This is a genomic window from Streptomyces sp. NPDC048111 (assembly GCF_043202815.1).
Classification (GTDB): Bacteria; Actinomycetota; Actinomycetes; order Streptomycetales; family Streptomycetaceae; genus Streptomyces.
In genome coordinates this window covers 41,808-61,252 of the sequence record NZ_JBIDBD010000002.1, presented here as the reverse complement: position 1 = coordinate 61,252, position 19,445 = coordinate 41,808, and the positions used below count along the sequence as shown (strand labels likewise).

The 19,445-nt window shown below is 72.3% G+C and carries 17 protein-coding genes; 13 read left to right on the top strand and 4 right to left on the bottom strand.

What is annotated here, in order from left to right:
* The first annotated feature begins 639 nt into the window (after window positions 1–639).
* From ACGF3I_RS05010 to ACGF3I_RS04985, 6 genes are all read left to right on the top strand, one after another.
* On the top strand, window positions 640–1,350 hold the full coding sequence (locus ACGF3I_RS05010; protein ID WP_393129182.1) for a lytic transglycosylase domain-containing protein: 711 nt from the start codon (window positions 640–642) through the stop codon (window positions 1,348–1,350).
* Window positions 1,351–1,503: 153 nt separating this feature from the next.
* Window positions 1,504–2,076 carry an EF-hand domain-containing protein gene (locus tag ACGF3I_RS05005; protein ID WP_393129181.1) on the top strand — a complete coding sequence of 191 codons (573 nt, stop codon included), beginning with the start codon at window positions 1,504–1,506 and terminating at the stop codon, window positions 2,074–2,076.
* Between the two features lie 193 nt (window positions 2,077–2,269).
* Window positions 2,270–3,403 carry an NAD(P)/FAD-dependent oxidoreductase gene (locus ACGF3I_RS05000; RefSeq protein ID WP_393129706.1) on the top strand — a complete coding sequence of 378 codons (1,134 nt, stop codon included), beginning with the start codon at window positions 2,270–2,272 and terminating at the stop codon, window positions 3,401–3,403.
* The gene (locus tag ACGF3I_RS04995) at window positions 3,400–4,332 is read left to right on the top strand and encodes an RNA polymerase sigma-70 factor (RefSeq protein WP_393129180.1); all 933 of its coding nucleotides are present in this window, start codon (window positions 3,400–3,402) and stop codon (window positions 4,330–4,332) included. Before ACGF3I_RS05000 ends, ACGF3I_RS04995 begins: the two co-directional genes overlap by 4 nt.
* Before the next feature lie 174 nt (window positions 4,333–4,506).
* Window positions 4,507–5,139: a lytic transglycosylase domain-containing protein gene (locus tag ACGF3I_RS04990; RefSeq protein ID WP_393129179.1), complete on the top strand. Its 633-nt coding sequence runs from the start codon at window positions 4,507–4,509 to the stop codon at window positions 5,137–5,139.
* A 225-nt stretch (window positions 5,140–5,364) separates the two neighbouring features.
* Window positions 5,365–6,969, top strand: coding sequence for an ABC-F family ATP-binding cassette domain-containing protein (locus tag ACGF3I_RS04985; protein WP_393129178.1), 1,605 nt, complete (start codon window positions 5,365–5,367; stop codon window positions 6,967–6,969).
* 62 nt (window positions 6,970–7,031) lie between these two features.
* On the opposite strand, the gene ACGF3I_RS04980 is transcribed toward ACGF3I_RS04985, so the two are convergent.
* Window positions 7,032–8,753 carry an FAD-dependent monooxygenase gene (locus ACGF3I_RS04980; protein WP_393129177.1) on the bottom strand — a complete coding sequence of 574 codons (1,722 nt, stop codon included), beginning with the start codon at window positions 8,751–8,753 and terminating at the stop codon, window positions 7,032–7,034.
* Between the two features lie 221 nt (window positions 8,754–8,974).
* Here ACGF3I_RS04980 and ACGF3I_RS04975 point away from each other — a divergent pair, with 221 nt between their 5' ends.
* A complete protein-coding gene (locus ACGF3I_RS04975; protein WP_393129176.1) occupies window positions 8,975–11,341 on the top strand; it encodes an Orn/Lys/Arg decarboxylase N-terminal domain-containing protein in 2,367 nt (788 codons plus the stop codon).
* Window positions 11,342–11,527: 186 nt separating this feature from the next.
* Window positions 11,528–11,866, top strand: coding sequence for an SCO0607 family lipoprotein (locus ACGF3I_RS04970; RefSeq protein WP_393129175.1), 339 nt, complete (start codon window positions 11,528–11,530; stop codon window positions 11,864–11,866).
* Window positions 11,867–11,944: 78 nt separating this feature from the next.
* Here the strand turns inward: ACGF3I_RS04970 and ACGF3I_RS04965 are convergent, their stop codons facing one another.
* Window positions 11,945–12,451 carry an SRPBCC family protein gene (locus ACGF3I_RS04965; protein ID WP_393129174.1) on the bottom strand — a complete coding sequence of 169 codons (507 nt, stop codon included), beginning with the start codon at window positions 12,449–12,451 and terminating at the stop codon, window positions 11,945–11,947.
* Between the two features lie 188 nt (window positions 12,452–12,639).
* On the opposite strand from ACGF3I_RS04965, the gene ACGF3I_RS04960 reads away from it, so the two are divergent.
* Both ACGF3I_RS04960 and ACGF3I_RS04955 read left to right on the top strand, forming a co-directional pair.
* The gene (locus tag ACGF3I_RS04960) at window positions 12,640–13,038 is read left to right on the top strand and encodes a nuclear transport factor 2 family protein (protein ID WP_393129173.1); all 399 of its coding nucleotides are present in this window, start codon (window positions 12,640–12,642) and stop codon (window positions 13,036–13,038) included.
* Window positions 13,039–13,129: 91 nt separating this feature from the next.
* Window positions 13,130–14,659: an immunity 49 family protein gene (locus tag ACGF3I_RS04955; protein ID WP_393129172.1), complete on the top strand. Its 1,530-nt coding sequence runs from the start codon at window positions 13,130–13,132 to the stop codon at window positions 14,657–14,659.
* Window positions 14,660–14,680: 21 nt separating this feature from the next.
* On the opposite strand, the gene ACGF3I_RS04950 is transcribed toward ACGF3I_RS04955, so the two are convergent.
* Both ACGF3I_RS04950 and ACGF3I_RS04945 read right to left on the bottom strand, forming a co-directional pair.
* Window positions 14,681–16,222 (bottom strand): AMP-binding protein, encoded by a 1,542-nt coding sequence (locus ACGF3I_RS04950; protein ID WP_393129171.1) that lies wholly within the window; start codon window positions 16,220–16,222, stop codon window positions 14,681–14,683.
* Window positions 16,223–16,573: 351 nt separating this feature from the next.
* On the bottom strand, window positions 16,574–17,047 hold the full coding sequence (locus tag ACGF3I_RS04945) for a hemerythrin domain-containing protein (RefSeq protein ID WP_393129170.1): 474 nt from the start codon (window positions 17,045–17,047) through the stop codon (window positions 16,574–16,576).
* Between the two features lie 198 nt (window positions 17,048–17,245).
* Between ACGF3I_RS04945 and ACGF3I_RS04940 the strand changes: the two genes are divergently transcribed.
* The 3 genes from ACGF3I_RS04940 to ACGF3I_RS04930 all read left to right on the top strand — a co-directional run bounded on the left by ACGF3I_RS04940 (window position 17,246) and on the right by ACGF3I_RS04930 (window position 19,425).
* On the top strand, window positions 17,246–17,407 hold the full coding sequence (locus ACGF3I_RS04940) for a hydrophobic protein (protein WP_136215384.1): 162 nt from the start codon (window positions 17,246–17,248) through the stop codon (window positions 17,405–17,407).
* Between the two features lie 490 nt (window positions 17,408–17,897).
* Entirely contained in the window at window positions 17,898–18,716 is an 819-nt protein-coding gene (locus ACGF3I_RS04935) for a DUF2382 domain-containing protein (protein ID WP_393129169.1), read from the top strand.
* Window positions 18,717–18,927: 211 nt separating this feature from the next.
* A complete protein-coding gene (locus ACGF3I_RS04930) occupies window positions 18,928–19,425 on the top strand; it encodes a DUF5709 domain-containing protein (RefSeq protein WP_393129168.1) in 498 nt (165 codons plus the stop codon).
* Window positions 19,426–19,445 lie beyond the last annotated feature (20 nt).

Below are 19,445 nucleotides of genomic sequence, written 5' to 3'. Positions count from 1 at the left end.
GGAGGGAGCCGCTCGGCTCCCCGAACCCCCCGGGTACCCTCCCCTCGGACATTCACCAACATAGTGGCCGGGCGCCGGACCCGCCCTCCGGCGGGCGCCCGGCCACTGCCGCACCCGGCCCGCCCGGCCGACCGGACTCCGGAACCCGGTGCGCGCGGGCCCGAGCCGTCCCGCACACGCCCGTCGAGTGCGCGTCGACGCCCCCGCCGCGTGCGTCGGCGGGGTGTCGGAGGGAGTGCCCGAAAGGCGAAGTGGGTTCGGGTCAGGACCGGTATCGCCATGTTCGAGGCGCCGAGCGGGCGTCGTAGGATAGCCGCAACACGCCTGCGCCATAAGTGTTTTGGGAGAACCCGTGGGGCTGTGGGGGTATGAGGTTTCCCACGCTGCACGGAATTGCCACGTGGCCACGGTGTCGAGCAGAGTTTTGCATTCATCAGGCCCCGCATACGGCACTTCCGCACCTCGGGTACCCAGGTCCCCACACAACTCCATAGTTGAGCCGTATGCTGCCCGTGCATCAAGTGGCGCCTCCCGCAAGGGAGTTGCCCGGCGGGCCCGTTCCTTCCGCAGGGAAGGCGGAGCCGGGGCGACGATCGCGTCCGCGATGTACCCGTGTGGATGCCGCTGGAAGGAAAGCGTGTGAGCCGGATATCGGCCAGGGGATTCGCGGTGGCGTCCGCCACGGCGGTCACCACCGTTGGCGCCGTCGTCGGTGTCGCCGCAGGCGGCCCCGCGGCCGCGTCGAGCGACAGCATCGAGGCCGCGGCCTCCGACGGCACACTGCTGGCCGACATACCCGCGGGCCAGCAGGCCCAGATCCAGACGGCGTCCCTCGCCCAGCAGGCCGACGCGCAGTCGGCGCAGGCCAGCGCCCAGGCCAAGAAGTCCGCCGAGGAGGCCGCCCGGCTGCGCGCCGCCGCGGACGCCAAGGCCAAGAAGGACGCCGCGGACAAGACGAAGGCCGACAAGGAGAAGGCGGACAAGGAGTCCAAGGCCCGCGATCTGGAGACCCAGTCCGCGAGCCGCTCCACGAACCGGGACACCTTCAAGGTCCAGAGTTCGTACTCGGTCTCCGAGGTCCAGGCCATCGCGCGCCAGATCGTTCCGGGCGATCAGTTCCAGTGCTTCAGCAACATCGTGACCAAGGAATCCAGCTGGAACTACACGGCCAGCAACGGCAGTGCCTACGGTCTGGTCCAGGCGCTCCCGGGTTCCAAGATGAGTTCCGCCGGCTCCGACTGGCAGACCAATCCGGCCACCCAGATCAAGTGGGGCCTCAGCTACATGAACGGCCGTTACGGCAGCCCCTGCGGCGCCTGGTCCTTCTGGCTCTCCCACCACTCCTACTGAGCCCGCGCGGCGCCCGCCCGCCCAGGGGGCGCCGCACCCAAGGCCCATACGAAGGCCCAACTCCCGCCTCGCAGGCCACCCTTCGCGCACATGTGCTCGTGGAGGCGTGGGCCCGCTCCCGCCTATCGTGGTCCGCTGTCTGCCGGTCCGAGGTTGCGGAGGGCGCTCATGGCCAGTGCTTTTCAGGAGCTCAAGCTCACGGAGATGTTCGCCGCGCTGGACGCGGACGGGGACGGCTGTCTGCGCGAGGACGACTTCACCGCACTCGTCGCCCGCTGGTGCCGGCTCCCGGCCGTGCGGGAGCGGCCGGAACTGCGCGCCAGGGTGGAGACCCTCCTGATGGGCTGGTGGGCGGCGCTGCTCGAAGAGGGCGACGCGGACGGGGACGGCGCGATCGACATGGCCGAACTGCTCGTCGTCGTCGACAAACTGCCCGCCATGGTGGCCGAAGTGACCGCCACCGCCCACACCGTCTTCGACGCGGTGGACGCCAATGGCGACGGCCGCATCTCACCCGAGGAACACCGCACACTCGTGGAGACCTGGAACGGGCGGCCCGTGGACATGACGGGTGTCTTCGAAAGGCTCGACCTCGACGGGGACGGCCACCTCGGCCGCGACGAATTCGCCCTGCTGTGGCGCCAGTTCTGGATGAGCGACGAACCGCGGGAGCCGGGAAAATGGCTCTGCGGCCGCATCCCGGAATCCCGCCGGCGAGCCGACTGAGACCGGTCACCGAAGACCTCGCGAGACCTGTGACGCGCGTCACATCCGCTCCATGTCACGTCCTGACCGCCTGCTCCCATCTGGTGGGCGTCAGCAAGTGAGCGGAGAGGGCGGAACATTGAACGCGAAGCAGCAGAACACCGGCACGGCGGCGGCACACCACATCGTGGTCCTGGGCGCCGGGTACGCGGGGATGGCCGCGGCCATGCAGCTCGCGGCCCGCGCCAAGGGCCGGGCGGACATACGGGTGACGGTGGTGAACGCCACGGAGCGGTTCACCGAACGCATGAGGCTGCACATGACCGCCACCCGGCAGCAGGTCGCCGACCTCAGCGTGCCGGAGATGCTGGAGGGCACGGGCGCACACTTCGTGCGCGGCTGGGTCACCGCGGTGGACGCGGACGCGAGGACGGTGCGGATCGACGACGACCGGACGCTCGCCTACGACACCCTGGTGTACGGCCTGGGCGGAGCCGCCGACACCTCCGCGGTACCGGGCGCCGAGCACCACGCGTACACCCTCGACAGCGCGTCCGACGCCGAACTCCTCGGCGACCGCCTGACGCGGCTCGACGGCGGGACGGTGGTGGTCGCCGGCAGCGGCCTCACCGGCATCGAGACGGCCGCGGAGATCGCCGAGCAGTACCCCGCGGCGGACGTGGTCCTGGTGGGCCGCCAGGAGCCGGGCGCGTCCATGAACCCGAAGGCGGGCGCGTACGTGCGTGCCGCGCTCGACCGGCTCGGCGTACGGGTGCGGGCCGGTGCGGAGGTGCGCAAGGTGCTGCCCGGCGGAGTGGAACTGGCCGGCGGGGAGCTCGTCGCGGCCGACGCGGTGGTGTGGACGAGCGGCACCCGGGTCTCGCCGGTGGCCGCCGGGGCCGGACTGACCGTCGACGAGCGCGGGCGCATCGTCACCGACGGCGCGCTGCGCTCGGTGTCCCACCCGGAGGTGTACGCCGTCGGGGACGCGGCCGCGATCCGCCAGGGGTACGGGGTCATGCACGGGACGTGCCAGGGCGGCATGCCCACCGGTGTGCACGCGGCGCTGTCGATCCTCCGGGTGCTGCGCGGCAAGCAGCCCAAGGCGTTCCGGTTCGGCTACTACCACACCCCGGTGAGCCTCGGCCGGACGGACGCTGTGGTGCAGTTCACGCGGCCCGACGACAGCCCGCGCAGGATCTGCCTGACCGGCGGCCTCGCCGTCAGGTACAAGGAGACGGTGACCGCCTCGCCCTGGCCGACCTACGGCCGTATGAAGAAGATGCCCGCCTCCGGCGCGTTCTGGCCGCGCGGCGGCCGCTTCACCCGCATCGGAAGGACCAAGTGACCAGCCCCTCCTCCACCAGTACCGACCACGCCGACCAGCAGGTCTTCCACGAACACCGGCGGCTGCTGTTCTCGGTGGCCTACCGCCTGCTCGGGACCGCCGCCGACGCCGAGGACGCCGTCCAGGACGCCTGGATCAAGTGGTCGGCGGCCGACCGTTCACAAGTCGCCGACCCCAAGGCGTACTTGACCCGGATCGTCTCCAACGAAGCGCTGGAGCGCCTGCGTTCCACCCGCGTCAAGCGGGAGACGTATGTCGGGCCGTGGCTTCCCGAGCCCATCCTGACCGGCGGCGACGCCTCCGAGGCCGTCACCGATGCCGAGTCGGTGTCCATGGCCCTGCTCGTCGTGCTGGAGACGCTCAGTCCGCTGGAACGTGCGGTGTTCGTCCTGAAGGAGGTCTTCGCCTTCAGTTACGTCGAGATCGCCGGCATGGTCGAGCGGTCCGAAGCCGCGGTGCGGCAGGCGGCGCACCGGGCGCGCGAACACGTACAGGCGCGCCGCCCCCGTTTCACCGCCGACCGCTCGCGGCAGCGCGAGGCCACCGAGCGGTTCTTCGCCGCGACGGCCGGCGGTGATGTGAACGCCCTGATGGAACTGCTCTCCCCGGACGTCACCCTGTGGACCGACGGCGGCGGCAAGGTCCGTCAGGCGCTCCGTCCGGTCATCGGGGCCACGACCGTGGCCGGCTGGTTCGCGGCCATGGGCTCGGTCACCTACCAAGGTGTCGCGCCGGCCGACATGAAGGCCGAACTGACGTCGATCAACGGCCAGTTGGGGATGCTGTTCCGCGCGCCCGACCGGGTCGTCGCCACCGTCACGTTCGACTTCGACGCGGACGGCCGGATCAGCGCGATCCACAATGTGGCCAACCCGGACAAGCTGCGGGCGGTCGCCGGGGGGACCACCTACGACATCGGGACACGGTAGGGGCCCGTTCGGCCCCGATTGAGGCCGCTGTGCCGGGGCAAGCGGGCTGGGACGCGGTGGACGGTCCGTCCTGGAGGACGGACCGTCCCGCGGGCGAACCACGAGGAAAGGCGGGCCACGATGGCCGAGTTGTCGTCGCCGGAGCGACAGTCACGACCGACGGGAGAGGGCCGCGTGCCCCCGACGCCACCCGGAACGGCCCCCGCGCCCACGTCCGCACCCCGCCCCACAGACGCGCAGGAGCCTTCGGCGCCGTCCGACGCCGCGCCCACGCCCCCGCTGCGCCCCGGCGCGTACGACCCCGCCGACTACGCGGAATGCGTGGTCCGCAGCGCCGCCGAGGCGCGGGTGTCGCCCCTGCTGGTCATGACCGTGCTGCACAACGAGGCGTACAAGCCGCACCACCCGCTGTGGGAGCGGCTGTGGCAGTGGTGGAAGCCGGGCGCCTCCTTCGGCGTGGCCAACATGCACAGCGCCACCTTCGAGGAAGTGCGCCGCACGCACGGCCTGGCGGAGCGGTGGCAGGACCTGCGCGACGACCCCGCGTTCGCCATCCGCGCGGCGGCCCTGCACCTGCGGGACCTCGACGGGCGCCTCCCGGCACGACAGGTGCGCCGCTACACCCGCGACGAGCTCCTCGCCCTCGGCTACAACGCGGGCGAACGCAACATGCGGGCCTTCGCCCGCGGCGTGCCCCCGGGCCCGATGGCCCGGTCGTACCTGCGCCGCTACCGCACCTACCGCGGCCGGGCCGCCGCCGCCCTTGAAAGCGTCGAACGGGCGGCAGGGAAAGGCGAGTTGGGCTGAGGCTTCCCGCCTCGGCCCCGCGCGCCGCACGGCACGGCACGGGACGCCGGACCGACCCGCGGCCCCGCCGGGCGGCCGGGCCGCGGACGGCGCCGGTCGAAATGGCGCTGCGAGGCCCGCGGCACGTCGGTTACCGTGGACGCATGTCTACGCCCCGAGTTTCCTAGCGAAGGACCCGCTTCCACGCCAGAAGTGTGTCCTTTCGCTTATTCGGAGCGTTTCCCCATGATCACCGTTCGTGATGCAGAGCTGCGTGCGGGCGCCCGCCTGCTGCTCCGCGACCTCTCCTTCACCGTGTCTCCCGGCGACCGGATCGGCCTCGTCGGCCGCAACGGCGCCGGCAAGACCACCCTCATGACCGCACTCGCGGGGCAGTCGCGCCCCGCCGCCGGGACCATCACGGCGACCGCCCCCGTCGGCTTCCTCGCCCAGGACTCCCGCGCGGCCGACCCCACCGTGACGGTCACCGCCCGCATCCTCTCGGCCCGCGGCCTCGACACCGCCCTGCGCGCGCTGCGTGACGCCGAGGCCGCCATGGCCGGGTCGGGCTCACCGGCCGCGCTGGAGCGCGCGATGGCCGCCTACGCCCGGGCCGAAGCCGCCTTCCAGGCCGGCGGTGGATACGGCGCCGAGGCCGAGGCCGCCCGCGTGGCGGCCGGGCTCGGGCTGCCCGAGCGGGTGATGGGGGAGCCCGTCGGCACCCTGTCCGGCGGCCAGAAGCGCCGCGTGGAGCTGGCCCGCATCCTGTTCGCCGGGCACGGCGGCACCCTGCTCCTCGACGAGCCCACCAACCACCTGGACGCGGACTCCGTCGCCTGGCTGCGCACCTTCCTGCGGGCGCACCAAGGCGGTCTCGTCGTGATCAGCCACGACACCGCGCTGCTCGACGCCACCGTCAACCGGGTCTTCCACCTCGATGCCACGCGGGCCACCGTCGACATCCACAACACCGGATGGGCCGCGCACCTCATCCAGCGCGACGCCGACGAAAGGCGTCGCCGGCGCGAACGGGCCAACGGCGAACGCAAGGCCGCGACCCTGCACGCCCAGGCCGACCGGATGAAGGCCCGCTCCGCCACCGCGGTGACGGCCCGGAGCATGGCGCGCCGCGCCGACCGCATGCTCGCCGCGCTGGAACCGGCCCGGCGCGCCGAGAAGGTCGCCAGGATCCGGCTGCCCGAGCCGGCACCCTGCGGCCGGACACCGCTCGGCGCCGTCAGCCTGGCCAAGTCGTACGGCGACCACCGGGTACTGACCGGCGTCGACCTCGCGGTGGACCGCGGCAGCCGTCTGGTGGTCCTCGGCCTCAACGGCGCGGGCAAGACCACGCTGCTGCGGCTGCTCGCCGGCCGCGAGCGGCCCGACGCCGGCCGCGTGGTGCACGGACACGGGCTGCGCCTGGGCTACTTCGCGCAGGAGCACGACACCCTCGACCCGGACCGCACGGTCCGCGAGAACCTGTCGGCGACCGCCCCGCACCTGGACGACGGCGAGGCGCGGCGCGTCCTCGGCGCGTTCCTGTTCGCGGGCGACGACGCCGACAAGCGGGCCGCGGTCCTGTCCGGCGGGGAGAAGACCCGTCTCGCACTCGCCTGCCTGGTGCACTCGGGAGCGAACGTGCTGCTGCTCGACGAGCCGACCAACAACCTCGACCCCGCGTCCCGCGACGAGGTCCTTGGCGCCCTGGACGGCTACCCGGGGGCCATCGTGATGGTCACCCACGACGAGGGCGCCCTGGACGCCCTGCGCCCCGACCGCGTCCTGCTGCTGCCGGACGCGGACGACGACCTGTGGAGCGACGAGTACCGGGAGCTGGTGGCCCTCGCCTGACAACTCCCGCCCCGGCCACCGCACTTGAGGCGCGGTGGCCGGGGCCGGGCCGCGTCACCGGGTCAGGCCTGCCCGGACAGCGCCGCCAGATAGCGGGTCAGGCCCTGCGGTGTGTCGGCGAGGCCGAAGCGGGCGCCGAGTTGTCCGTCCGGCCGCACGATGAAACAGGTCGGTCCCTCGGGTCGGTAGAGCCGCGCGAACTCGCCCGCCGCGTCGAGGTATCCCGGCACCGGGAGCGCCGCCGGCACCGCCGTCCCGGCTCCGTCGGCCAGGGCCGCACCCCGGGGAGCGACGACGGCGAGGGTGCGCGGACCGGTCCCTTCGAAGTCCGCGGCGCGAAGGGGGGTCGGGGCCAGGCCGTCCGCAGAGGCGAGCGCCGAGACGGCCTGATCGACGGCCGGGTCGCCCGGGTCCGGAAGATAGAGCAGGGCGACGTGTCCCGGGGTGCCGCGGAGGATGTCCAGCAGCCGGAACGGGTAGGCCGCGAGCGGCGAGGTCAGCCCCGCGCAGTCGGGGGCGCGGTCGCCCGGCTGGGGCGCGTCCCGGGGACCGTGGGCGGGGCCGGCGAGCGGCCCGTCCCGGTAGCCGACCAGGAGCTGGGCCTCGCGCAGGATCTGCGTGCGGGGGCTGTCGGGGTCCGACCCGACGCCGTGCTGGGCGTGCCGCACGGTCCGCCCGACCACCTCCTCGCCCACCGGACGGCGCTCGGCGTCGTATGTGTCGAGCAGGGCGGGGCCCGCCGACCCCCGGACGACCAGGGCGATCTTCCACGCCAGGTTGCAGGCGTCCTGGATGCCGGTGTTCATCCCCTGGGCGCCGGTCGGCGGATGGATGTGGGCCGCGTCGCCGGCGACGAAGACGCGCCCCTCGCCGTACCGGTCGACGATCCGGTGGCTGATGCGGAACGTCGAGGACCAGCGCAGGTGCGAAACCACGGCCGGCGCGGGTGCCAGCCGGTCGACCACCGCCTGGATGTCGGACAGCGAGGGCCCTTCGCCTCCCGTGATGCCGTGGCTCACACCGTCGGCCGGCACGGAGGGCGCGGTGGCGTCCGCCGGGGCGGCGCGGGTGGGCACCGGCATCGACAGGCGGTAGCGGTGGGAGCCGGGCAGCGGGACGCACACCAGCACGTCGTCGACCGAGCCGTCCGCGGCCAGGTGACTCGACCGCACGCTGAAACCGGGCGGCAGGTCCCAGTCCGTCTCGACATCGGCCAGCATGTAACCCAGCGGGAAGGCGCCTCCCTCGAAGGAGAGACCGAGCCCCTTGCGAACGGTGCTGTGCGCACCGTCGCAGCCCACCACATGGCCGACCCGGATCTCCTCGTCGCCGCCCGAGGCGCTATGCAGCTCGGCCGTCACGCCGTCGGCGTCCTGACGGAACGACAGGAGTTCGGTCTCGCGTTCAATGCGCGTGCCCAGGCCCGCCAGGTACTGCTCGAGGAGCCGCTCGGTCTCGTACTGGGGCAGCGCGGCGAAGCCGTACGGCACCTCCGGCGGCACGTCGAGGACGATCCTGGGCCGCTCGTCGCCGTTGACGTAGGTCAGCTGCCCGCGAATCGGCGTCGCCGCCTCGATCACGCTGCGCGCCAGGCCCATCCGGTCCCAGATCTCCAGGGTGCGGGGCTGTATCCCCACCGCCTTCGCGTACGGCAGCCGGGCGGACAGCCGGTCGACGAGGCGGACGCGCACCCCGTGCCGGGCCAGCTCGGCGGCGGCGCTGAGGCCGACGGGACCGGCTCCCACGACCAGTACGTCCGTGGTGGTGCTGCGGGTGTGTGCCACGGGTGCCTCCCGCTGGTGGGCCCCCCGCTGATGGCCCCCGGACCACTCGCTTTCATTGTGACCCGCCCGTCCGTCGGCTGCGAGACGGCGGCGACCGCCCGGGAGACGGCGTGCCGCCGCCTACCCGTCCGGGTGGTTTATCCGCCTTCGTGCGTGTCCCTCCTGTTCGCGCACGATGCTGTGCTGCGTAGACGTGCGGTGCGACACGAAATGGTGAGGTCATGGCGAACGGAAGTGTCCTGCTGGCCCTGCGCGATGACCCGCCCGACGGCGGGGCGGACGCCGAGCAACTACGCAGAATCGGGGCGGAGTTGGAGGCGCGTGGTCTGCATGTGCGCTGGGCGCGCAGCGCCGAGCACGCCTGCGCGGTGCTGCGCACCGAAGCGAGCCTGACCGCCGCGGTGGTGGCCTGGGAACTGCCCGGCCGCGACCGGCGGTCCGACGGCCCGGGCGGCCCCGGCGCCGGGGACGTCGATCCGGCCGGGGCGGCCGTACTGCGGCAGATCTCCCGCCGCTTCAAGGACCTCCCGGTGTTCCTGGTCATGGCGGAGGACTCCCCGCACGGTCTCGACAGCCTTCCGCTGTGGGTCGCGGAGGACGTGGTGGGGTACATCTGGCCCCTGGAGGACACCCCGTCCTTCATCGCCGGACGGGTGGCCCACGCGGCGCGGGCGTACCAGGAAGCGGTGCTCCCCCCGTTCTTCAAGGCGCTCCGGCGGTTCGACGACGCCCACGAGTACTCCTGGCACACCCCCGCGCACTCGGGCGGCGTCGCGTTCCTGAAGTCGCCCGTGGGCCGGGCCTTCTTCGACTACTACGGAGAGCGCCTCTTCCGCACCGATCTGTCCATCTCCGTGGGGGAGTTGGGCTCCCTCTTCGAGCACAACGGCCCGATCGGCGACGCGGAACGCAATGCCGCCCGCATCTTCGGCGCCGACCGCACGTACTTCGTCCTGCACGGCGACTCCACCGCCGACCGCATGGTCGGCCACTACAGCGTCACCACCGACGAGATCGCCCTGGTGGACCGCAACTGCCACAAGTCGGTGCTGCACGGGCTCGTCATCTCCGGCGCGCGGCCGGTGTACCTCGTACCGACCCGCAACGGCTACGGGCTCGCGGGCCCGCTCCCCGCGAGCGAGACCGCGCCGGGGGCGATCGCCGCCCGGATCGCCGCCCACCCCCTCGCGCCGGGCGCGGTCTCACCCGACGCGCAGTACACGGTCATCACCAACTCGACGTACGACGGCCTGTGTTACGACACCGTGCAGACCGCCCGCGCGCTGGCGCCCAGTACGCCCCGGCTCCACTTCGACGAGGCGTGGTTCGCCTACGCGCGCTTCCACCCGCTCTACGCGGGCCGCTACGGAATGGCCGTCGGACCCGACACGTTCGAGGGCGGGGAGCGTCCCACCGTCTTCTCCACCCAGTCCACGCACAAGCTCCTCGCGGCGCTGTCCCAGGCCGCCATGGTGCACGTCAGGTCCTCGCCCCGGGCGCCGGTCGAACACGACCGCTTCAACGAGGCGTTCATGATGCACGGCACCACCTCTGCCCTGTATCCCGCCATCGCCTCGCTCGACGTGGCCGCGGCCATGATGGACGGATCGCAGGGGGAGTGGCTGATCAACGAGGCGGTCGTCGAGGCCGTCCGGTTCCGGCAGGCCGCCGTGCGCACCGGGCGCCGGATCGCGGCCGCCGGTGACCGCCCGGTGTGGTTCTTCGGCGTGTGGCAGCCGGAGTCCGTCACCGACCCCGCCACCGGGGCCCGCGTCCCGCTCGCGGACGCCTCCCCGGCGCTGCTGGTCTCGGACCCCGCCTGCTGGGAGCTGGAGCCGGACGCCGAGTGGCACGGGTTCGCGGGCCTGAGCCGGGGCCAGTGCATGCTCGACCCGATCAAGGTCACACTGACCTGTCCCGGAGTGTCGGCCGCGGGCCGGGCCGAACCGTGGGGCATCCCCGCCCGCGTCCTCACGTCCTACCTCGCCGAGCGGGGCATCGTGGTGGAGAAGACCGACACGTACACCACGCTGATCCTGTTCTCCATGGGCATCACCAAGGGCAAATGGGGCACCCTGATGGACGCCCTGATGGACTTCAAGGCCCTGCACGACGCCGAGACCCCGCTGCGGCAGGTACTCCCCGAGCTGGTCGAGCGCCATCCCCGGCGGTACGGCAGCACCACCCTGCGCGGGCTGTGCCAGGAGATGCACGAACACCTCACCCACGCCGACCTCATCGACGCCCTGGACACCGCCTTCCGCGATCTGCCCACCCCCGTCGTGCCGCCCCAGCGCTGCTACCAGCAGCTGATCCGGGGCGGTACGGAACGGGTGCGCCTGGCCGAGGCGGCGGGCCGGGTGGCTGCCGCCATGGTCACCGTCACGCCGCCCGGCATCCCCGTCCTGATGCCCGGAGAAGCACTCGGTGCCCCGGACGGGCCGGTGCTGCGCTACCTCGGAGCCCTGGAGGCGTTCGACCGGGCCTTCCCCGGCTTCCACAGCGAGGCGCACGGCGTGGTCATCGACCCGGACACCGGCGACTACCTCATCGAGTGCGTACGCCGGGAGACCCCGCCCGCGCGCTGACCGGGCCCGGGCCTTGCCTGCGGCGCGGTGATTCCGGTGGTGCGAAGGTTTTGGCCCAGGACGAAGGGCCCTGCCGACGGGGGAGGCGGCAAGGCCCTTCAAGAATCAACAATACGCTGTCTCGGATGGTGGGCGACACCTGGGGCAGGGTCGCTACAGGCGACCACCACTCACCGGGAGGCCCCGATGCGCCAGCCCCACCATCCCGAGCCCGCGAGCCACACCTCGTCCGGTCCCCGTGGCCGCGGACGTCCGGCAGCCCTGCTGCTGGGCTCGGCGGCCGTCCTCCTCGCCCTCGCCGGCTGCTCCACCCAGGACGCCATCTGCGGCGGCGGGCAGTACCCCGTCCTGAACGTCGGCTCGGCGGGCAAGGCCTGCGTGGACGACGACCAGGAGCCGCCGCAGGGCTATGTCCGCTACCCCAAGGGCAAGGTGCCGGAGCACGTGGGGGACAAGTGGGACACGTACTGGCAGACCCATACGCTCGACAAGAGCGGGCGCACCGTCGGCATCACGGGATCCTGAGCGGCGCCGGGCACCCGAGCACCCGCCGGGGCGGGCGGACACCCACTGAGGCGGGCGAGGCCCGCCGGGGCGGGCGAACTACCGGGCCACGCCCTCCAGTTCACGCTTGAGGTTGCCCAGCGTCCGGTCGATGTTGCGGACCTGGAACGCGGCGAAGGTGCTGCCTCCGGTGGCCACCCGGTCGAAGACCCCCGCCACGAACGCGGGCCACGCCGTGCGGTCGTCGGTCCATGTCTCGGTCACCCGCGTGCCGCCTTCGACCGGCTTGAAGCGGTACTCCCACGTGGCGATCGGCCCGCGTACCGCGGGCCGGCTGAGCCCGATCGCATGGACGCGGAAGGCGAAGTGGGTCCCCGGCTCGGCCGCGGTGACGGTGCACCGGGTCACCCACCGGAACGGACCGCGTTTGTTGCGCCCGACGAACGACGTACCCGCCACGGCGGGGTCGGCGCCGCCGTCACCCGTCGTGCCCAGGTTCTCCGGACTCCAGCGGCCCATGTCGGACGGACGGCTCACCGCCCGGTACGCCTCGTCGGGCGGGACGCCGATGACGATGCTCCTGCTCACCGTGAACACCCGAGTCATGCGGCACTCCTCCACCGGCCCCACCGAAGCTACTGTCGGGTAGGGAGTCTGGCACGGCCGGCCCGGCTTGGCCATGGGCGGGCGGGGGTGGGACGTCGGCCGGGGCCGGTGCCGACCGTCGCGCGGGCCCGGGCGGCCCTCGTGCGGAAGCGGGTGCGACCCCTTGCCCCTCGGCGCATGATGAAGGCATGACCGATCGTGACGACTTCCTGGAGTGGGTCAGGACCGATCTCTACGAAGCGGAGCGCGCCCTGCACGACGGAGACCCCGCCCCCCGCCGCGCGCTCTGGTCGCGCGAGGAGCCGGTGAGCATCCTGGGCGCCTGGCGCAATGTCCACGGCCAGGAAGAGGTGGGCGAGCTCTTCGTCGCGCTGGCGCGGGGCTTCTCCGATCTCGTGTCGTACGCGTTCGAGCTCACGGCCTGTGACGTCATGGGCGACATGGCCTACACGGCCGGCTTCGAGCACATCACCACATCCGTCGACGGAACACCCCGGACCTACACGCTGCGCGCGACCCAGGTGTACCGACGCGAAGACGGCGCGTGGCGCGTGGCCCACCGCCACGGGGACACCGTGGTCGAGTAACTACCCTTGTTGCGCGCCGAGTTGAGGGAGTCATGGCCCTCGATGCAGGGGGCGTGCCCGAACCCGACCTGACGTCTCGTAAAGTTGCCGGATGTCAGCACAGCATGTCAACGAGTCCGGTCGGCAGGGCCCCGTCGAGGGCGAGGAGAGCATCGAGGAGCTGCTGCGCGGCGCGCACGCCCGGCTGCTCCCCGTCGAGTCGATCACCAGCGAGATGGCCGCGGCGCTGACGTACGCCCGCGTGGTGGCCGAGGGGCTCGTGTTCGTCTACGCCCTCGACCGGCCGACCAGTGTCCGCGTACTCACCGACTGGGACGTGGAGCGCGTGGGCATCGAGACCCTCGGCCGGGCGGCCTTCGCCAACCTGATGCGGGTGCCCGTCACCCACGAGGTGGTCCCCGCCGAAGGGGGCGTGCTCCTGCACAGCGTGTACGGCGACTCGCACTTCGTCTCCAGCCAGGCCCTCCACCTGTCCGAGGCCGTCCGCCACCTCACCGGCGCGTCACTCCCGGACGACGGCGCCCTGGTGGTGATGCCGAGCCGGCACCACTTCGTCTACCACCCGATCGTGGACGGCTCCGTGGTCGACGGCCTCAACAGCCTGGCCGCCTACGCGCTGGGTGCCTACGAGGACAGCGGAAAGGGCGCGCTGTCGCCGCGCGTCTACTGGTGGCACCGCGGCGGCCTGGTCTCGCTCTCGGAGATCGACGCCGCCACCCGTACGTTCTCGATCGATCCGCCCGAGCAACTGCTCGACGTGATGCGGGGCCTGCTGCGCCTGGACCGGTCCGGGCGCCTCGCCTCCCGTACCGCATCGCAGACTCCCCGTGCGCCCGAACTCGCGCACACGACCGCCGAGTTGATACCCGGCCTCGCCCAGGACCCGGCCGGGCTCGGCTCGGCGTTCGGCGCGGCCGTCGCGCTGGCCCACGCCCGCTGCGCCGACGACCCCCGCGCCGCGGGCATCGACACCTGGGACGCCTGGGCCACCGCCGTGCAGCTCGGCGCCGCGTGGTTCACCGGCGCGAGGCCCCAGGAGTGCCACCTCGGCGAGGGCCTCGTCGTCCCGCTGCCCGCCCTGCGGGCGGAACCGCCCGCGGACGCCCGGGCCTGGCTCGACGCCCTTTACCTCGCGGTGGTGTGCCGTCAACGGGACCGCATCGAGCGGCTGTGCCAGGTGCCGATCGAGCGGCTGCGCGAGGACGACTCGGCCGATGAGTACGTACTGCACTGGATCGACACCCTGCAGTCCTTCTTCTCCGGCGCCCCCATGGACGACACGGTGCGACGGCTCCTCGCCACCATGCAGGCGTCCGTGCCGGACCAGGTGCGCCGCGCGCCCATGGATTACGTGAACCAGATCGACTACCACCCCGTCGCGCTGTTCCACCGCATCATCGCGGCCGACCACGCCGCCTTCGCCGAGGCCCTCACCGAAGCGCTCAAGAACCACGCCGACTACTGGGGCGGCTCCGCAGCGCCGCGCGCCCAGGTGGCACTCGGCCCGCTGGCGATGGCGAGCCTCGCCCACGACCACGACATCCCGGTCGACCCGGCGCAGCCGCATCTGCCCACTTACCTTCTCAACCGGGAACGCCTGGAGGACATCCCCGTCGGCTGAGGAGGTGCGAGCGGGCCCGCGTCAGGCGGCGAGCCGCGATTCGGCCTGCCGACGCAGCCGCTTCTTGTCGGGCTTGCCCGCGTCGGTCAGGGGCAGGGCGTCGACGAAGTCGATGGCGGCCGGCTCGTACATGGCGCCGCGTTCCTCGCGTACGAGCTCCCGCAGGCGCGCCGCGTCGACGGTGCTGCCGGGCACGGCCACGACGGTGGCGTGGACGCGCTCCATGCGGTCCGCGTCACGCACGCCGAACACGGCGCTCTGCAGGACCTGGGGGTGGGAGTTGAGCAGGTCCTCGAGTTCGGTGGTGTACACATGGCCGCCGACCACCACGATCATGTCCTTGAGCCGGTCGACGACCGTCAAGTAGCCCTCGGCGTCGAGGAATCCGATGTCCCCGGTGTGCAGCCACCCGTCCCGCAGCACCTCGGCGGTCAGCTCGGGCTGCTTCCAGTACTCCTTCATGAGCATGGCGGAGCGTACGCAGATCTCGCCGTGTTCGCCGGGCAGGAGGTCGCGGCCCGCCTCGTCCCGGATGGCCACCTCGACCCCGGGCAGCACCTTCCCGGCCGAGCGCAGCCGGTCCGGGCGCAGCGGATCGTGGTCCTCGGGCGTCAGGACGCTGATGCCGCCGGCCTCGTTCTGGCCGTAGAACTGCAGCAGCACGGGTCCGAAGCGCCGGACGGCGTCGGCTATCCGGGCCGGTGACGACTGGCAGCCCCCGTACGCGATGTGGCGCAGCGAGGAGGTGTCGCGCACGGCGGCGCCGGGGTGGTCCATCAGCCGGTACAGGAGCGGCGGCAGCAGGAAGAGGTGGCTGACGCGCTCGCGCTCGATGGCGGCCAGCGCGGCGCCGGGCTCGAAGTCCTCGTGCAGGACGACGCAACCCCCCTCGCGCAGCGCGGCGTCGGCCATCATGCCGGCGGCGTGCGCGAGCGTCGTGCACACGAGCAGGCGGGGCGGGCGGGTGTCGGCGTCGGGCGACGTCCCGCGGAAGGCGCGCATCTGCTCATGGGTGGTGCAGATCCCCTTGGGGTGGCCGGTGGTGCCGCCGGTGTGGCGGATGGTGCACACGTCATCGGGGCGCGCCTCGTCCGCCAGCGGCTCGGCGGACTGTTCGGCGGCGAGTTCGAGCAGGTCCGTACCCGCCTTCGCCGGGCCGAGCACGAGTACCCGAGCCACCGGGGCCAACTCGGTTATCTCCAGGGCGCGTTCACCATATCGAGGGTCGACGATCAGGGCGCGGGTCTCCACGTCGCGGACGATCGCCGCCTGGGAATCGGCCGAGAGCTTGTTGTAGAGGTGGTTGACCCGGCAGCCCATCAGATGGGCCGCGTAGCGCGCGGCGATGGTCTCCGGCAGGTTGCCGCACAGCAGGGTGACGGTGTGGCCGCGGCCGACGCCCTGGGAGCGCAGCGCCCGTGCCAGGCGGTACACCAGATCGCGGAACTCACCAGCCGTGACCCGGCGTTCCTGGTGCACCAGGACTTCACGTCCCAGGTCGCTCGCCAGAGCGTCGAGGTTCTCCGTCACGTAGGTGCGGAAGGTCTGGGTGTCGGTCGACATGGTGGCCCTTCATATGGTTGCTACAGGCAACCAACGCTAACGCAAAGCCCCCGGGTCGCAGCCAGGAAGCGAACCCGATGTGACCGGAATTGAACGGTGGATCCGGTGGTGGCGCAGGGGGTGTGCGGAGGGGGCGGCGGTGCCTGTCGAACCGCCAGAACGCCTTGCTCGCCGCTCATTTCGCCGCCCGTGGTGGTCTCGCCCGTCCCGTACGCGACGGGGGAGCGGGCGCGAGACCTCCTGCGTTCGCGTCCGGGAAACTGTCGAGAACCTTGCGCTGAGCGGCGCCGGCGCGTGCGGGAAGCGCGGTCGCCGGCCGGGGCGGCGGGGCCGCCGCCCCGGCCCGAGGGGCTACTGGTCGGCGCTCGGCACCGCGAGGGGGTCGCCGGGCGCCTTCTTCTTCGCCGCCTCCATCTCCTCGCCGAGTTCGGTGAGCCGCTTGCGCCCCATGGCCTTGCGGACCTCGGGGAACCATTCCTTCTCCTCCTCCTCGACGTGGTGCCGGACGTTCTCGATGAGCACCGTCATCTTCGCGTCGAAGCGTTCGTCGTGCGGGTCGAGGTCCTTGAGTTCGGAGAGGATCCAGAGCATGACGTGGTGTTCCTCGACGCTCTCCAGGACGTCGTCCTTGGTGTCGGGGTCGGCCGAGCGGGCGGCCGGGTAGAAGATCTTCTCCTCGATCCAGGTGTGGGTGGTGAGTTCCTCGATCACCCGGTCCGCGATCTTCCGCTTCTCCGCGTGGGCGTTCTCCCCTGCCTTCTCGAATTGCTTGAAGAGCTTCTCCACCGTCTTGTGGTCTTCCTTGAGCAGTACGATCCCGTCCACTTTTCCTTCTCCTCCACCCAGGGCTGCGGGCGACTCGTTTCGCCCGGGATCACCTGTACCCGCGATGGGCCGACCCTTGCCCACTCGGACGGGTGGCACCCGTCCGCGAGCCCGCGGGGAGCGTCAATAAATTCGACATAAAGTCGCGTGCATGTGCCGGTGGATGCGGGGCACCCGGAGCCTTGGAGGTTGATAAACATGGTTCCCCTGCTTCTCGTTCTTCTGCTCGCGCTGATTCTCTTCGGTGCCGGTTTCGCGGTGAAGATCCTCTGGTGGGTCGCCATCGTGGTGCTGGTGCTGTGGCTCATCGGCTTTGTCGCCCGCCCCAAGGGCGGCAGCGGTCGCTGGTACCGCTGGTAGCGAAAACCGCGCTTCACCTCAGATGGCTGTGGGCCCCCGTCGAAATCGACGGGGGCCCACAGCCGTGCCCAAAAGCGCCGTCTCCATCGGCGTTTTCCTTTTGGCGTGTGCAATTCCCGTATCTCCGGGTACGCGATGCGGTGCCGGGGTGGTTGCCGGCGCCGCAGTCGGGAACCGGTTGCCTCCAAGGGCACGGCAGCCGCTCCGGCGTGACGGGGTGAGGACGCCTCCCCCGTTCGGCTCAATCCTCCGGAAGTCCCCGAGGCGCGTGAGCGTGCCGGTGGGGCCCGCGACCGGGGCCCCCGGCCCGGCCCGGGGCCGATGCGCCCGAGTTGCCCCGGCGGCCCCTATGGGGCGGGGTTGGAAGCAGTGCCCCGCCCGCCCCCTCCCACGTGACCGCGGCCTTGCGGCCGATGTGGTGTCCGCGCGGGAGCGGAGTGGGGCGCGACAGGCATCAGCCGCGTTCCACCACGAGTGAGGAGTGATCGGTATGGGTATGGGCGACAGCTTCCACCGCCCCGAGGACCTGCAGGGCCTGGTGGCCTACGACCCCGAGGGCGAGAAGATCGGCGGGGTCGAGCAGGTCTATGTCGACGACGCGGTCGGCCGCCCTGAGTGGGTCACGGTGAAGACCGGCCTGTTCGGCACCAAGGAGTCCTTCGTGCCGCTCGCCGGCGCCCGCCGTGAAGGCAACGCCCTGCACGTCGCGCACGCCAAGAGCGTGGTCAAGGACGCGCCGCGCCTGGAGGTCGACCAGCATCTCGACGCCGACGAGGAGCGGGAGCTCTACCGCCACTACGGCGTCGACGGCCACGCCAAGCGCACCCCCGGCCCCGGCGGAGCCGCCGGCAGCGTCGACGTGCCCGGCAACGCCACGGGCACCGACGTCCACGCGCGCTTCGCCGGCGACGACGAGGCCCTGGTGCGCTCCGAGGAGCAGCTGCGGGTCGGCACCGAGAACCGGGAAGTGGGCCGGGCGCGGCTGCGCAAGGTCGTCGTGACGGAGGACGTCACCACGACCGTCCCGGTCAGCCACGAAGAGGTCCGGGTGGTGCGCGAGCCGATCCGCGAGGGCGACCGCGCGCGGGCCGACATCGGTGAGGCGGAGGCCGAGGTGACGCTCCACGCGGAGCGGCCCGTCGTCCGCAAGGAGGCCGTGCCGGTCGAGCGGGTGCGCCTGGAGACCGACAAGGTCACCGAGCAGAAGGAAGTGTCGGACACCGTCCGCAAGGAGCGGATCCAGTACGAGGACGGCAAGGGCAAGGACGAGCGCAGGCCCGGCGAGGGCCGGGGCGACCGCCGCCGCTGAACCGGGCACCTCGTGTGACCCGTGGTCCCGTCGGCCCCGGCCCGGTACGCACCGGCCGGGGCCGACGGCATGCGGGGCCGCCGGACAGGGTGTGAACTGGAAGAACGTGGACAGGCGTTCCGTGCGGGCCCCGTGCGACCAGCGGGGCCGGCCTGCCACCCACGGCCGTGGGCGGCACGGATGGCGCAGGTATGTGGGAGGAGCGGGTGTGATGGCAGCCGACGACGAGCGCGGGGACGACGTCTACCAGCCCGATGGCGGCGACGAGGTCACCGAGGACACCGGCATCCTCGACCCCGAGGACACGCTGAACGACCGGGGCGCCGACCCGTACGACGAGGGCTGGTCCCCGCCCGAGCGCCCCCTGGCCGTGGACCACACCGGCACCACCGCCCGGGAGCAGCACGACCGGGAGTCCCTCGACGAGCGACTCGCCGAGGAGGTGCCGGAGCCGGGACCCGATCCCCTGGACGAGGCCGACGGGAGTGCCGACGCGGAGATCGAGGACGCGGCCTTCGACGACGCCGAGGTCGGCGATCGAAGGGCGGGGCGGCTCGTGGCACCCGACGAGGGGGCGCACGAGGACGCGGAGAAGGACATGCTGGCCTCCGACATGGGTATCGACGGCGCCGGAGCCTCGGCGGAGGAGGCCGCGGTGCACCTGATCGAGGACGACGAGAGCGCGTGGCCCGAGGGCGAACGCACCTGAACACCAGGTGCGGCATACAT